The 15524-nt window shown below is 55.6% G+C and carries 11 protein-coding genes and 4 tRNA genes; 3 read left to right on the plus strand and 12 right to left on the minus strand.

Features of this window, described 5'->3' with window-relative positions:
• Positions 1-55 precede the first annotated feature (55 nt).
• Both VAE57_RS07490 and VAE57_RS07495 read left to right on the plus strand, forming a co-directional pair.
• Positions 56-1192, plus strand: a complete 1137-nt coding sequence (locus VAE57_RS07490; RefSeq protein ID WP_322821262.1) for a M20 family metallopeptidase — start codon at positions 56-58, stop codon at positions 1190-1192.
• 837 nt (positions 1193-2029) lie between these two features.
• Positions 2030-2815 carry an APH(3') family aminoglycoside O-phosphotransferase gene (locus VAE57_RS07495; RefSeq protein ID WP_322821263.1) on the plus strand — a complete coding sequence of 262 codons (786 nt, stop codon included), beginning with the start codon at positions 2030-2032 and terminating at the stop codon, positions 2813-2815.
• Here VAE57_RS07495 and fahA read toward each other — a convergent pair.
• The 3 genes from fahA to VAE57_RS07510 all read right to left on the minus strand — a co-directional run bounded on the left by fahA (position 2812) and on the right by VAE57_RS07510 (position 6317).
• Entirely contained in the window at positions 2812-4056 is a 1245-nt protein-coding gene (gene fahA, locus VAE57_RS07500) for a fumarylacetoacetase (RefSeq protein ID WP_322821264.1), read from the minus strand. The two genes, VAE57_RS07495 and fahA, sit on opposite strands and share 4 nt — an antisense overlap.
• Positions 4057-4998: 942 nt before the next feature.
• Positions 4999-6165 carry a homogentisate 1,2-dioxygenase gene (locus tag VAE57_RS07505; RefSeq protein ID WP_322821265.1) on the minus strand — a complete coding sequence of 389 codons (1167 nt, stop codon included), beginning with the start codon at positions 6163-6165 and terminating at the stop codon, positions 4999-5001.
• 76 nt (positions 6166-6241) lie between these two features.
• A tRNA-Arg gene (locus tag VAE57_RS07510) sits at positions 6242-6317 on the minus strand.
• A gap of 551 nt (positions 6318-6868) precedes the next feature.
• On the opposite strand from VAE57_RS07510, the gene VAE57_RS07515 reads away from it, so the two are divergent.
• The gene (locus VAE57_RS07515; protein ID WP_416208437.1) at positions 6869-7564 is read left to right on the plus strand and encodes a Uma2 family endonuclease; all 696 of its coding nucleotides are present in this window, start codon (positions 6869-6871) and stop codon (positions 7562-7564) included.
• Between the two features lie 665 nt (positions 7565-8229).
• On the opposite strand, the gene VAE57_RS07520 is transcribed toward VAE57_RS07515, so the two are convergent.
• The 9 genes from VAE57_RS07520 to aroC form a co-directional block, all read right to left on the minus strand.
• The gene (locus VAE57_RS07520; protein ID WP_322821267.1) at positions 8230-8919 is read right to left on the minus strand and encodes a CPBP family intramembrane glutamic endopeptidase; all 690 of its coding nucleotides are present in this window, start codon (positions 8917-8919) and stop codon (positions 8230-8232) included.
• A gap of 156 nt (positions 8920-9075) precedes the next feature.
• A tRNA-Phe gene (locus VAE57_RS07525) sits at positions 9076-9151 on the minus strand.
• Between the two features lie 18 nt (positions 9152-9169).
• Positions 9170-9244 (minus strand) — tRNA-Val (locus tag VAE57_RS07530).
• A gap of 6 nt (positions 9245-9250) precedes the next feature.
• A tRNA-Leu gene (locus tag VAE57_RS07535) sits at positions 9251-9340 on the minus strand.
• 40 nt (positions 9341-9380) lie between these two features.
• The gene (locus VAE57_RS07540) at positions 9381-10502 is read right to left on the minus strand and encodes an STAS domain-containing protein (RefSeq protein ID WP_322821268.1); all 1122 of its coding nucleotides are present in this window, start codon (positions 10500-10502) and stop codon (positions 9381-9383) included.
• Positions 10503-11150: 648 nt separating this feature from the next.
• The gene (locus VAE57_RS07545) at positions 11151-12503 is read right to left on the minus strand and encodes a hypothetical protein (protein ID WP_322821269.1); all 1353 of its coding nucleotides are present in this window, start codon (positions 12501-12503) and stop codon (positions 11151-11153) included.
• 343 nt (positions 12504-12846) lie between these two features.
• Positions 12847-13815: a prephenate dehydrogenase gene (locus VAE57_RS07550; RefSeq protein ID WP_322821270.1), complete on the minus strand. Its 969-nt coding sequence runs from the start codon at positions 13813-13815 to the stop codon at positions 12847-12849.
• Positions 13816-13833: 18 nt separating this feature from the next.
• Positions 13834-14433, minus strand: coding sequence for a hypothetical protein (locus tag VAE57_RS07555; protein WP_322821271.1), 600 nt, complete (start codon positions 14431-14433; stop codon positions 13834-13836).
• Positions 14426-15520 carry a chorismate synthase gene (gene aroC / locus VAE57_RS07560; protein WP_322821272.1) on the minus strand — a complete coding sequence of 365 codons (1095 nt, stop codon included), beginning with the start codon at positions 15518-15520 and terminating at the stop codon, positions 14426-14428. Before aroC ends, VAE57_RS07555 begins: the two co-directional genes overlap by 8 nt.
• Positions 15521-15524 lie beyond the last annotated feature (4 nt).

The following is a 15524-nucleotide window of genomic DNA, read 5'->3' on the forward strand; positions in this document are numbered from 1 at the left end:
TCGCTTTACGCTATACTATCCCCCATAATCGCCATCGCCATTTTGAGAGGGAATTATGCTTGACCGTGCAACCATTGCTGCCCACGAAGGCCGTCTGCTCGATCTGATTGCGCATCTCGTCCATATCGAATCGCCCAGTACCGATAAACCACTGCTCGATAGGCTGGCTGACGAGCTGATGACGCTGTTTGCTCATGTGGGAAGCGTTGAACGAATTGCCAATCCGTCGGGGGGTGATCATGTACGGGTGATAGTCACCAATGCGAGTGAGCCATCGCTGCCGCCGACGCTAGTGCTCTGCCATTACGATACTGTCTGGCCGGCAGGGACGGTCGCGCAACGTCCGTTTACCATCACTGATGATCGGGCTTTTGGGCCGGGCGCCTACGATATGAAGGCCAGTATTGCGATGATCTACGCTGCACTGGGTGGGTTTGGGCAACCGGCACCGGTGTTGCGGCGGCCTGTGGTGTTGTTACTGACCTCTGATGAGGAGATCGGCAGTCCGACCTCACGGGCGTTGATTGAAACTACGGCGGCGCAGGCGGCGCATGTGCTCGTCCTTGAGCCACCGACCGAGCCGGATGGTGCCTTGAAGACGGCCCGCAAAGGTGGCGGTGCCTTTCGCGTCACCATCACCGGGCGGGCAGCGCATGCCGGGGTCGAACCCGAAAAGGGGGCGAGTGCCTTAACCGAGCTGGCCCATCAGATTTTAGCCGTGAATGCACTGGCCAACCCGGCGCTAGGGACGACGGTTAATGTGGGGGTAGCCGGTGGTGGTACCCGCCCGAATGTGGTGCCGGCTGAAGCCTGGATGGATGTTGATGTGCGGGTCTGGACTCAGGCAGAGGCTACTCGGATCGAAGCTGGAATGGCTGCATTGCAGCCAGTGACTCCAGGGGTTCACCTCACGGTATGCGGCAGCGTCCGGCGGCCACCGATGGAACGGACGCCGGCCAGTATCGCGCTCTTCGCGAAGGCCCAGGAACTCGGTGCTACACTCGGTTTGACGATCCAGGAAGGTAGTACCGGTGGAGGCAGTGATGGCAATTTCACCGCTGCGCTCGGTATTCCTACTCTCGATGGTTTGGGCTGCCCCGGTGCAGGAGCGCATGCCGAACACGAGCAGATCAGTCGTCAGGGTCTGATTGATCGCACGGCACTGCTCTGTGCACTGCTTGCGACGTTGTAGGTTGGATGTCGGGGGAATGGGCGTGCTCCGGGTGGCTCCCGTAGACCTTATTCTCGCCCCCCTCCCGGCCTCCCCCCGCTGGGGTGAGGAGACGAGCGTGTTGCTCCCGCTGGGGGGAGAAGACGAGCGTGTTGCTCCCGCTGGGGTGAGGAGACGAGCGTGTTACTCCCGCCCCTAGCGCTTTTCATTACCCACATGTTGCGCTGCGTTAGGCCGGGCGGCAAATGCTCCCCGTGGCGCAGGCTTCCAGCCTGCGTGGAGGCATCCTCGCCACCGCTCTCAGGTGCTGGCCGTGGCCGCTGGTGTGCAGACACGAACCTGGTACAACTAAACGTCTACGCGCATGTATCGCATGCATGCCGGACCGACGCGATAATCGGCACGAGCACAGTCAGCACTCCCTTGACCAGGATGGGGAACGGTATGCCCCGCGCCGGATCGTGAGCGCGGCTGCTGCGGCAGCCATGCTGCCGCACGCCAAACCCTGCGCCACGCACATGATGGGCGCGTAAGGCAACCCATTCAACACGTGCTGGCACGGCTGGCGCTGTGCGCTGCCACCGGGCCAGTCGCCCACACCAGCACCGATGGCGATCATACCCGCTGATACAGCCGTGGTTGACAGCAGTTGTGGGTAATGCATAGCCTGGCGGGGGCGGGTTGGGGAGGGGGGTGCGGTCAATCGCATTGGCTCTTCGACATTGACATAAAACTCTCTGGGGAGAGATGGCTGGCGATAAGCTACCGGGGCGGTCGGGATGCGTAGGGAGTGACGAGTCGCCCGGATGCAGGATCAGCCAAAGTCTGTTTCAGATGGTCTGATAGGAATGAGGTCGTATGGTGCGCGATCACGAACTTCCCGTAGCTGTTCGGCAGCTCTTGCAGGGTAGCAGTGTTGACCTGATGACAGATGGTTGTACAGCGGCGCAGGTCTATCGTATCGAGCAGGATGGTCGTTGTATGTACCTGAAGATGCAGTCGCTTGCCGATACGCCGCCGCTGCACGTGGAAGCCCGTATCCTCGATTGGTTGCAGGGTAAACTGCCGGTGCCGGAGGTGCTGGTGTATGTGGCCGATGACCGGTATGAATATCTGGTTTCGACTGAGGTGGCCGGTCAGAATGGGGTCAGGGCGATGGCGACGTTGCGAGCGGAAGCGCTGGTTGAGCTGATGGCGAGTGGCCTGCGCATGATCCACGCGCTCGATCCTGCTACCTGCCCGTTCGATGCCGGTCTTGAGCTGCGGTTGATGCAGGCGCGTGACAATGTATTGAATGGTCTGGTTGATGAGACCGATTTTGATCCGGAGCGGCTCGGTAGCATGACCGCTCAGGATATTCTGGCTGCTCTGGAACGCGAGCGTCCGGCGACAGATGATCTGGTGTTCACCCATGGCGATTACTGTCTGCCGAATATCATTGTGCGCGATGGTATGATCGGTGGCTTTATTGACTGGGGGCGGGCAGGAGTCGCCGACCGTTACAACGATCTGGCGATTGCCTCACGGAGTATTCGTTATAATCTAGGCCCTCAGTACGAGCAGTACTTTTTTGCGTGTTACGGCCTTGAGCAGGTTGATGCCGGTAAAATCGACTATTACCGCATGCTGGACGAATTATTCTAAGTGGCTCCACGGATCGTACCGCTGACCGCACCAAAGCCGATGCGATAGCCGTCACCCTGTGCCCAGCCGCGCATTGTGACGGTATCACCATCTTCGAGCCATCGCCGTTGCGAGCCATCGCGCAGGGTCAATGGCTCGCTGCCGCGCCAGGTGAGTTCGAGCAGGCAACCGCGAGTGTGTTTGTCCGGCCCGCTGATCGTACCAGAGGCCAGCAGGTCACCCGGTCGCAGGCGGCAGCCGTTTACAGTGTGGTGGGCAATTTGTTGCGCACAGCTCCAGTAGAGATAACGGCTGTCGCTTTGACAAATGCGGGTGTCGTTCAGCCAGACTTCCAGGGTGATGGCAAAATGGCCGGGCCGCACGGGTTGCAGATAGGGCAGTGGTGGTGGGTCTTGCGGTTCGCCCTGACAACGGAACGGTTCCAGCGCCGCCAGTGGCACTACCCAGGGGCTGATTGAGGTGGCAAAATTTTTGGCCAGGAATGGGCCGAGCGGCTGGTATTCCCACCCCTGAATATCGCGGGCACTCCAGTCGTTGACCAGCACAAAGCCGAAGATATGGTCTTCAGCCTGGCCGATGGGAATTGGACTGCCCAGATCATTGCCCGGCCCAATGAACATACCCAGCTCTAGCTCAAAATCGAGTGCTCGCGTCGGGCCATAGACTGGTGACGGGCTATCAGCTGGTTTGGTCTGACCATATGGACGATGGATTGGTGTTCCGCTCACCACAACTGTACTCGCCCGTCCATGGTAGGCGACCGGCAGGTGGCGCCAGTTTGGCAAGAGAGGTGAACTGTCGGGACGCAACATCTTGCCGACGTTGCTGGCGTGGTATAGCGACGAATAGAAGTCGGTGTAATCGCCGATACTGGCCGGTAGCAGCAGATCAACGGCGTGTTGCGGCAGCAGTGCGGCGTCACGCAGGACCTGATTATCGCGGAGGGTGGGTTCATCGGCGGCGAGTAGGCGTTGCAGCACCGACCGTACTGCCTGCCACGCTGTCGGGCCGGCAGCCATAAACGCATTCAACGAGTCTTGGGCAAACAGGACACGACCGCCAACCGGGGTCGCCGATAGTAGCCCGGCCTCATCAATCACGGCAAGATCGAGCACATACTCGCCAATGGCGACACCGATTCGGGCCAGGCCACCGACGTGGGGCCGAAAGACCCCGTAGGGTAAGTTTTCCAGTGGAAAGTCGCTATCAGGCGCGACCGGCACAAAACTAGTGAGTGGCATAGGGATGATATCAAATCTGGCTAAACGTCTTGACCCACTATCTACCGTTACCTTCACACTGCGCCCTTAAACGCTCTATCGTGGTTGATATGCCCTGGTATCCTCTGAGAATGGGAACGTGCGCCTCCGGCGCGCACTGTACCTGCCATAATACACTGTGTCTGCGTTCCACGAAGTATCGCCCCTAAACCAGCATACCACAGCAGAAGCCATCCGGCACCGGTGTTCCCCCTTACGCCTGGAAAACATGCCTCGTCTGTCTGGCGTGCGGCAGCATGTCTGCCGCGCCCACCGTCCTGTGGGCCGTGCACGTCTGGCACGTGCCACAAGCCTGGAATCTATTTCAAAAAAACATCTCCTGGCAGGTAGCTCATTCATTCCTGACCGACTCTCTGATCGTACCGCTCTACCCAGTATTCCCGTGACCAGCGGGGTCAACGGCGTGCCACGCGCCGGATCGTGAGCACGGCTGCTGCTGCAGCATGGCTGCCGTACTCCACACTGCGCGACACGCGCATGCCGGGCGGGCAAGCCAACCAATCCGACGAGTGGTGTCACGATCGGAGCTGCGCACAGCCAACGAGCCAGGCGTAGGGAGGCTGTCGGTGGTGATTGACCAGCGTGCATACGTCTGGGCAACAGTCTGGGCGAACGATAGCACAGCTTTCACGAAATAATCACGCCCGCCCATGCCGAAGGCGATACGACTGCCGGTTAAAGACAGCGGGCGGAACCTCTTTGGCGTGCGGCAGCATGGCTGCCGCGCCCACCGTTCTGTGCCACAGACCAGGTTACTCCCGCTTACATCCGGTGGCGATCAGGCTGCCGGTTAAAGATACCGGGCAGCCACACGATTGCACACCAGTCCCTGATAGACTGCCAGATCACCAGATAGACGTAACGTTGCGTTGGGTACCGGTGGTTTGCGATCTGTGGTACAGCCTAACCCTCCGGCCCGCCAACACTCCACGAATCCATATACCCGGCTTTCTCCAGCTCCAGTGCGGCTGCGGTCAGGTGCAGTGGATAGAACGTATCAATCATCACTGCCAGCTCGTGAGTCTCTTTCGCACCGATACTGGCTTCGGTACTCCCCGGTTGAGGGCCATGAGGCAACCCGGCAGGGTGCAACGTAATATCGCAGCGCTCGATACCACGACGTGACATAAAGTTGCCGTCGCAGTAATAGATCACCTCATCGGAGTTCACGTTTGAGTGATTGTACGGCGCTGGAATTGCTTCCGGGTGATAATCGAACAATCGCGGCACAAATGAGCAGACAACAAAATTGTGTCCCTCAAACGTCTGATGTACCGGTGGTGGCTGGTGAATCCGTCCGGTAATCGGCTCAAAATCGTGAATCGAGAAAGCCCAGGGATAGAGATAGCCATCCCAGCCAATCACATCGAAGGGGTGATGATCAAGAATATGGCGGGTGAGCTGATCACGTACCTTGATCCGCACCTCAAACTCACCGGTGTCGGTAAACGTGAGCAATTCACTTGGGCCACGGATGTCGCGCTCGCAGTAGGGGGCGTGCTCGAGCAGTTGCCCAAACTGATTGCGGTAGCGTTTGGGTGGCGCAATCTGGCTGGCCGACTCGATCACCAGGAACCGTGCCGGCTCATGCAGCCGCATTTGCCAGGTAGTGCCGAAGGGAATGACCAGATAGTCGCCGGCGCTGAAGGGCAAGCGGCCAAATTGCGAGAGCAATTCACCACTGCCTTCGTGCGTAAACCAGACCTCATACGCCTGAGCGTTGCGGTAGAAAAAGGTCATGCTTTCCGTTGGCCGGCTAATCCCAATCGTCACATCGTTATTACCGAGCAGGGTAACGCGGGCGCTCACTGCATCACCACCGGCAGGCACATTCGCGGTGGCAAATGCACGGTGACGAATCGGGCCGAAATCGACATACGTTGGTTTAGCTGTACCGATCAGCTCGGTGCGGAGCACCCGTGGTGGTAGAAAGTGGTGATAGAGGATTGACTGAATTCCGTGGAACCCTTCCAGTCCCATCACCTCTTCGCGGTAGAGCTTACCATCGGGTTTACGGAACTGGGTATGGCGTTTGTGAGGAACCTGACCGAGACGCTGATAAAACGGCATCGCACACCTCCTTGTGCCGCGAGTGTCGTTCTGGCCACTAGAGATACACGCCCGACGCTTATGGCGTCGGGCGATCTGGCGACCCGGGAGGGACTCGAACCCCCAACCAACGGTTCCGAAGACCGTTGCTCTATCCATTGAGCTACCGGGCCATCGGCTCTATTAGTGTAGCATAGCTGGCGTAGTTGTGCAACGTTGGTAGGCTGGCGAGAGAATACCCCGCGCTACCACAGTCTAATGATCGGCATTGCAGCCTGGAGCCGGGTGATTATTTGCCTCCAGGTCGAAGGTAACGTTGCCGGATAGTAGAACATATTTCAAAACAACTGTGCTATCGTGCTCCCAGACTGTTGCACAAGTGCGTGCACGCTTGCCAAGCATCGAAGACAGCTTCCCCTGCTCCTGCCCGTTGGCAGAGCACAGCTCCGGTTGTGCAAGCATATGCTGGATTTGGTTGCATTGCACGCCTGTCATGTGCGTATCGCGTCATTTGGAGTACGGTGGCCTGACTGCCGCACCAGCCGCGCTTCGTGCCAGACGTGTGTCACACCGTTTGCCCTGCTCGCAGGGATGCCGTGTGCGCTCGTCACGATTATGTAGTCTGTCTGCAATGAATGATAGTTTCCAGTGTTGCAGATACTGGACAATCACCAAAAGTACCTGTATAATTGCCGAACAAGTGTTCGGTATAAGGAGATGGATGATGAGCGAGCAGCCGGCTGTTGTGCCTGCCATCGTCTACCCCGATAGTGACGGCATGCCAATCGCTGACAATACCAGACAATTCCGGGTAATCGTCACCATTCAGGAGAATCTCGATGCCATCTTCCGTGGGCGGGACGATGTGTTCGTGGCAGGTGATCTGCTCTGGTATCCGGTTGAAGGCCGTCCTGATATTCGGCGAGCGCCCGATGTCACGGTGGTGTTTGGCCGTCCCAAAGGAGATCGCGGGTCGTATCGCCAATGGGAAGAAAACGGGATTGCGCCCCAGGTCGTATTCGAGGTCTTGTCACCGGGGAATACGCTGACCGAATTGGCGGCAAAACAGGAGTTTTACGACATCTACAGGGTAGAAGAGTATTACCTGTACGATCCGGAGCACGGTGATATGAGCGGCTGGCAACGGATTGATGGCCGGCTGCGGGTGATCAACGAACTTGATGGCTGGGTCAGTCCGCGTCTGGGAATCACATTTAAGCGAACGGATCGCGGTATGCAGTTGTACTGGCCGGACGGGCGTCCGTTTCTGAGTTTTGTGGAGTTGCAGGCGCAGGCTGAACAAGAGCGCCAACGAGCCGAAGAGGAGCATCAGCGGGCCGAACAAGAGCGCCAACGTGCTGAGAGGTTAGCGGCACGGTTACGTGCTTTGGGTATTGATCCAGATGCAGAACAGGAGTGAATGTTGCCGGTAGGGTGCGACTTACGGGTCGATGGTGATGAGGTTCATCCTGTCGTCGAGAAGCTGGTAACGAGACAGCGTTCCCCTGGGTTGGTAGTGCAGCACTGGTATCACTTCCTATCAAGCAGACTTCCGGTTCGCGCCGGTGCATCAACGTCACCTGAATCCCATCAGCCTGCCCTACGTATCCCTGCGACCCACGCCACCTCTCACGCACTATATCGCTTGACGGGTGGGCCGGCTGCGTGCGATACAATTGCTCGTCATTGTCATTGTCGGCAGAGGGACTACTGCACCACGTGGCTGAACGCAAGCACGGCGAATGCAGAAGCGTGGCTTCCGCACTCCAAACCAATGCGCCACGGGCGACTACGCCTGGAACCGGTGTCCCCTCCAGTGAGTGATCTCACGGCGGGCACAGCGGGAAGTCTGGTGCCGTACATCCTGGCTCAGGTGTAGTGCCGACGCAATCGGTGGATTGTCTGAGAGGTATGGCCTGGATGATGAAATGCTTCCTTTCCCTTCCCTACTCTCTGAAGACAAGAATGAGCGAACCGGCACAGACAATAGCTACTACATCTTGTGCCTCTATCCACATCTATCCACAAAATGTGGATAGGTCGCAGGTGTGATGCTACGATGACCAATCCTACGACCACTGAGTCTTAGCCTCGTGCCAGGCCAGGAATGATGAAGATGTCGGCGATCATTGCCACAATGCTCAACCCGTGCACCCACACCGCTGCCCAGACGTTGCGTGTGCGTAGCACCAGATATCCCCCGATTACCCCAATGGGGAGGGCCATACCCACCATCAACCAGCGCTCAAACAGTGGTACCGGTGCGACAAACAGATGATTGAGGGCGTACAGCAGGGTGGTCAATCCAACGGTCAGATGTGCATTCCAGCCGGCCTCACGGAGCGCAATCAGCAACACACCCCGCCAAAGTAACTCTTCTGCCAGTACCAGGACGGGGAAGAGGTAGAGCAGCCCCATGCCGACCAGAATGGCTTCCATGGCTGCCATTGGTTCACCGCCGCCGCGGTAGTAGAAAAAGGTATTTACCCAATCGAGGATCATCAAGCCCAGGCCGATTCCAGCCCCCCAAATAGTTGCTGAGCGCAGATTCGTTTTCGTTACCCCGATGGCTGCCCAGCCGAGTGTGCGTCCCAGGGTGAATGCAACGCCTAGTCCACCTATAACATAGAGCACCAGGGCCGGCCACTCACTCAGGCCGGTCAAGCCACCGACGAGACCAATCAGCCAGACTGCTGCGACTAAACCACCACCCCAGCGGATGCGGGGATCATCCAACAATGACCTGGTTGGTTGGACAGATACAGGTACACGCATAATCGCCTCCGCAATCAGAAATACGGTCGTCTCTCATCGTATGCCATTGACGTGCGATTGCGGTGGAAGCGTACACAACAAATGTTGCAGTCTGATCACCAAGTCGCTAAAACCACAATGCCCGCTCTGTACACAGAGCGGGCATTTCCCTTGCTGTGGTGCCAAGAGCCGGACTCGAACCGGCGACCCTCGCATTTTCAGTGCGATGCTCTACCAACTGAGCTATCTTGGCACATTGCTATACCGTATTTGGTGGGCGATGACGGATTTGAACCGCCGACACCCTCGGTGTAAACGAGGTGCTCTACCGCTGAGCTAATCGCCCCAGCTATGGTGCCCAGGAAGGGACTTGAACCCTTACGAGCGTGGTTAGCTCACTAGGCCCTCAACCTAGCGCGTCTGCCAATTCCGCCACCTGGGCGCTCAACGCCTCGTTATTATACGAAATCGTGAGGTAGTTGTCAAATAGTGCCTGGTGCCTCCCTTGCTGACCGCGATCCACCGCGCTGCTGCGTGAAGAGCGCAGCCTGCAAAGTGGCGGCGGTGCGTATGCCGGTAAATGATGCGCCAAGACTCACCAGCGTTTGTGCCACCTCTGGCCGAATGCCAACCAGCGTAGTTTCGGTACCTAACAAACGGGCTGCCGTCGCAGTCTGTACAATTGTCGCTGCGGCCTGAGTGTCGAGTAGCGCAATACCGGTGAGATCGATAATCAACATCCTGGCACCATATCGTTCGATAGATTCCAGGGCTGTATTGTTGAAATGTGCCAGCAGTTCAGTGGTGACGGCACCAACCAGTGGGATCACAATGCTGTCATCACGAACAGGTATTACTGGTACGGATAGAGAGGCTATCGTCTGTTGCAGATGGCGTTGTGCAGCAATGCTCTCTTCAAGACGAGCCAGGGTTGCTTGTTGCTCTTCACTGAGATGTTGTAACGCAGCGGTACGTTCGGCCACTCGTTGTTCCAGTGAATTGTTCAGTTCGGCAAGCTGCTGATTGGCCGCTTCAACCCGATGGCGGGCTTCGTTAGCCTCAGTGAGTGCGGAGGCCAGACTTTGCGCACCGATAAACGCAATAAAAGCGCTTACGAAGAGCAGGACTGTCAGATGTGCCAGTGCCGGATTGAGATGGCCTCCGGTTCTGATTTCTGGTGGTATGAGTTGGCTGATACCGAACATACCGGCCAGACAGATGCCCAATACAATCCAAATCTGGTATGGCTTGAGTAAAATACTGGCAAGTAAGATTGTTGGTACCAGATAAAACATATTAAATGGTGAGGTTGGATTAAGTATTTCACCGCTCAGTGCCCCAATTGTTGTCAGGGTGATGAGCAGATAGCCTCCAATGGTTACCAGCCCCTTTTTGCCGAGGATAAAAGATACCACGAAAACCAGTGTTGCCAGCGTCAGATTGATCAATCGTCCAATCGTAGGCTGAATAAGGGTGAGGGTAAGACCGACGGTTAAAAGCACAACAACCACGCCGGCACTCAGAGAAACCAGAATCTTACCGCGCCGTTGGGTGTCCGGATCAGTTGCGTCAATATGTAGGAGCCAGTTTCGGAAGTTATCCATAACAGCACTCCATATTATGATTCTGGTGGGTTTTTTACGTGATGTAAGAAAACATGTGTTCTGGGAATAATTGCTATTTTAGCAAAAACAACAATTTGCTGCTCAGGCGATAAACGATTCACTTGCAGCAAGAAGGGGTATCGTAAACGATATTTTTCAGTGTACTATACAATGTTGTTCGTTGTCAATCCTTTTTCGGTGGCAAAGCTGTGCACTTTTTCTCGAACTCAGATCATAAAGCGGGAATGAAACCGTCTTCTACACGTTCTGTCGTACTCGTTGTACTTTTCTTATGCAGGGTAGCGCAGTGTGCGGAAACGAGGCTTCCGCACGCTGAATGAGGTTAACTTTTACTCAAAGGTGGGTGTCGTTCAAATGTCATACCCGCCCTTAAGCACCATTGGCAAGCCTCTTGCAGGTTGTCGCAGTTCGGTTGCGCTGGTTCTCCTCATCCGCGCTCAGGTACAATGCCAGGGTGATGTTTGGATGGCCCGTTATAACTTTTAGTACACCAGATTTAATGCAATGTGCTGCGGTGAGATCGATGTGATGGTTTCGGTAGCGTGATGTTCAGTCACGTGAACCCATCTCAAAGATTGCTGACATCCTCAGTGCTGATAAATCACCACACTACGTTCAGGTAGATTTTCAGGATTTCGTATTAGAGGGGTGCTGTGACGGGTCTTCTGCTGAACTAAGTCTCTGATCATCAGACGCGGATGGTTCGGCATACTGCACTGGCAGGACAACCGGTTCCCTATCCGAAGGTGCTACGTCTCCAGACGTTGGGGCTGAAAGATTGGTGGAAGCGATAGGAGGTGTTTTCGTTGTCACTAAATCAGACTGGGTGTCAGTTGATACAGAATGTGTGGGTGTCGAAGACCCGGTAGTCAATGGAGCCTCAGCAACTGCTTCGGATGCAGCATGTTGATTTGTTGTTGCGAGGCTTGCAGGTTTTTGTGTATGGGCAATCGTTTGTTCTGCTAACAAGGGACTTGCAACTATCTGCTGCCCTTGCTGTTGGGCCAGGGAGCAAATGATTCCTATTGTTTCGAGGTATCGTAATTCGGCATAAGCGCGAGAGAAGTAAATTAACGCGAGCAGAACAATGATCCCGATGAGAACAGTTAAGAGCTGGATACCGGCTTCTTCCTCAGCAGGTATGCCCATAAGTTGAGCTATTATCCCCCAAAATTGAGCCTGAAATGCCCGGATTTCTTCGGAAGAGAAGAAAAGTGCGAGGATACTTAAAAAGCCAAACCCGGCAATTCCGAAAGAGAAGGCTTGCAGGCGGCCATTAATACCATCAAATTTCCACTTTGTGATACATTCCACTTGTTGCCAGTCGACGGTTGTGAACTTTTCAATATCTGTCATGATTCTTCTGGTTGCATGACGTGTAATGTGTGTATAACTTGGAATGAGACGACCTTCTTTATTGTTGTTCATGGATGAGAAAATGAGAAATATGATAAGAGGTATGTTGACTGTCACCAGGCACATGGCAAATAATACAAGCCAGCCAAAAAATGATATTATCGAAAATATAATATAATCATTTAGAGTAGAGGTAATATTTTGAGTAGCGATCAAATTCAGTATTATTAAAACAGTAATTGGTATTGCAGGTAGTATGAATGTGTTTCCTGCTAATAAAAGAAATGGTTTTTTGTTGAGATAACGATATATATAATGGCAGATAGAGGCAACAAAAAGCGTCCAGATAACAAAACCGGCAATAGCCACGAGCCAGCGAAATGGTGTGTCTAAATTAAAGTCGTCAATCGAAAAATAGTTGATCAGGTAATCTGCGAGTGGTGTGCTGATGATAAACCAGAAACCAAGTACGGCAGCAAAAACCAGAAAAAAATGCCATTTGATTGATGTTGAAGGATGACGAAATAGTTTACTCGCCTCTTGTCGTAACTCGTCAAAAGATGTTTTGACACAATCGTAGACGTGGTTGAAATGATCGAATGCGCTTTCGGATGAGAGCTGCATAGTATCCCTCCACAGGTTTTAATCTACTTGTGGTAGTCTCAATAATGATAATGGTAACCCAAGTTGCTACCTTTGTCACCACAGAGGACACAGAGGATGGGCATAACCTGCCATCTTGAGGCATAACGTAGCGCATTTATGGGAACTGGCTACTACCCAGATCGTTCATGCAGGTATGCTGCACGATGTTATGCGCAGTATCGTGCCGTTCATCCTGGCAATTAGCTTCACGCGGCCTGTTCACGGCATAGGTGGCAACTTGGGTTAATGATACGATGGCGTATTGACTCGAGTTACATGGGAGCGTTTCTACGATCAGGATAGTTTGCGACTCGCTTCCCTCTCACTTCTCACGCTTCGGCCAGCGAAATCCGATCAGGCTGGGTCGTTCGACGGTAGGAAGGTTAGTAAATTCGGCTTCGCCGGGTCGCAGGTGTGGTTTGCTGGCTAGCCAGGCGTCGCGGGTGGCTTTGGCCTGCTCCAGCATCTGTTCGATAGCCGCTACATCGCCGGCTGCGATCTGTTCGCGAGCGGTTACCAGGAAGCGGATGAGTTCGTCGATCCAGCGCGTCAGGCCGTGCGGGTTGGTGAGCAGGATGTCGCGCTGCATGTGGGGATCGCCTGACGCCAGCCGTGATACATCGCGAAAACCGGTTGCTGCCAGGGGCGCCATCTCTTTCCAGGCCGGGCTGTTGCCGGTAGCGGTTACCAATCCAACCGATAACAGTAGCGGAAGGTGCGAGATACCGGCGACGTAGGCATCATGCTCTTCCGGGTCGATGTAGTACGGTTTTGCGCCCACTGTGCGTACCAGTGCCTCTACCGCTTCGACGGCGTGTGCTGGCGTGGTGCTGGTGGCGGTAAGGCAGTAGATCGCATTACGGAAGAGATCGGGATCGGCAGCCCCCGGCCCCGATTGTTCGCGTCCGGCCATGGGGTGGCCTCCAACGAAGGCGACGGTTCCCGGCAATAGCCCGGCGGCCCACTGACACACCTGCACTTTGGTGCTGGCAACGTCGGTCACAATGGCGCCGGTAGGCAGGTGCGATGCCAGATCGCGTAACACGTCCTGGATTGCACGCACCGGTGTCGCGATCACTACGATCTGTGCGTCCCGTACTGCGTCGGCGAGTGTGCGTGCCTCACGGTCAATCGCCAGTCTTCCCCGCGATTCACGGGTTACTCGTGGCTCGCGATCAAAACCGATCACCTCTAGCGGGCCGAGTGGTGATTCTTTCGGATCGGCATTGCGTAATGCCATGCCCAGTGACGTGCCGATCAGTCCCATGCCGATAATCGCAATACGGATCATAACCTCTTCCTTCGTTTGTTATGCCGGTTCGACGCCAATGAATGATAACAGGAGAATTTCAATCAGTACGATAATCACTGCCAGGGCGACGAATTTAATCGGATCGAGTGTTCGCAATGCTGCTAGTGCCAACACTGCGGCGACGAAGAGACCACATTCGTATGCCTCGCGCCGTACCCGACGGTTGTCAAGTGCCCATGCCCGCAGCGCAAGCCAGCGTCGACTCAACACCGCAATCACCGGTCTGACGATGGCAGCGACGCTGAGGAAGACGGCAATCAGCATCACTATGTAGGTGGGTGCGGCTGATTGATCGAGGAGCGTGCCATCAGGTGCCGGTACCATGGCAAGGGTGATGAGGAACATGCCAGCTCCAAGGGTACCCTCAATGGTCAGACCAGGAAGTTCGAGCCATGTTTCCAGCGGCCGGAACGTCAGAATACCCACTCCCAACGTTAAGACGTAGAAGAGTAGATGCCACGGCGAGAAGAGGTTTGGCTCGCCAATCAGATCGACCTTGAGGATCACGCTGATGACCAGTGCCCAGCACAGGCCGGCCATTAGGGCCAGCAGTGGTAACCAGCGTCTCACCCTTGGAGTTTCGTCCCGATCAGTCATCACTCCTATCCTCCCACGTCACGCGGGCAAGTCGTTGACGGAGCAGGTGATCGGCCAGGACTAACGCCAGCATTGCTTCGGCTACCGGCACCAGCCGGGGCAGGACGGTGGGATCATGCCGGCCATGCACTTCAATGGTGACCGGATTTCCATCGCGATCAACGGTCTGTTGTGGTTGGGCGATGCTGGCCGGTGGCTTGGCGGCCAAGCGTACAACAATCTCTTCACCGGTGGAGATACCACCCAAAATACCGCCGTGATGATTGGATGCAGTTCCGATGGTACCATCATCCCGACGAATAAATGGATCGTTGTTCTGCGAGCCACGTAACATCACGACCCCGAACCCTTCACCAATTTCGACCCCCTTAATGGCCGGGATAGAGAACATCGCCTTGCCAATATCGGCCTGCAATTTGTCAAATACCGGTTCACCGAGACCGGGTGGTACACCACGTGCGCGCACTTCAACGATGCCCCCCAGTGAGTCGAGTTCTCGTCGGGCCTGATCAACTCGCTCGACCATCAGCGCTGCGACACGGGCATCGGGACAGCGCATAATATTGCGCTCGATCTCTGCTTCGTCGAAGACTTCAGCCCGCAGTTCGGCCAGTTGCAGCGTGTAGCCGACAAGCGTGATGCCAAACGTTGCCAGCAGGCGGCGGGCGACAGCTCCCGCTGCAACGCGCCCGATGGTCTCGCGTGCCGATGAGCGTCCACCGCCACGCCAGTCGCGAAATCCGTACTTGGCATCCCACGTGTAATCGGCATGGCCGGGACGGTAGCGGTCTTTGATGTTCTCGTAATGGTGTGATTTAGCGTCTGTGTTGTATACCAGCATCGTGATCGGGGTGCCGGTAGTACGTCCCTCGAAGACGCCAGAAAGTATCTGCACTTCATCAGCTTCCCGGCGCTGCGAGCTAACCCGGCTCTGGCCGACGCGACGGCGATCCAGTTCACGTTGAATATCGGCAACGTCGAGGGGTAGACCGGCCGGGCAGCCATCGACGGTGCAACCAACCGCCGGGCCGTGTGACTCACCCCAGGTGGTTACGCGAAAGACATGACCAAATGTATTGCCTGGCATAACA

Source organism: Chloroflexus sp., from assembly GCF_034434295.1.
In the GTDB taxonomy this organism is placed as follows: Bacteria; Chloroflexota; Chloroflexia; order Chloroflexales; family Chloroflexaceae; genus Chloroflexus.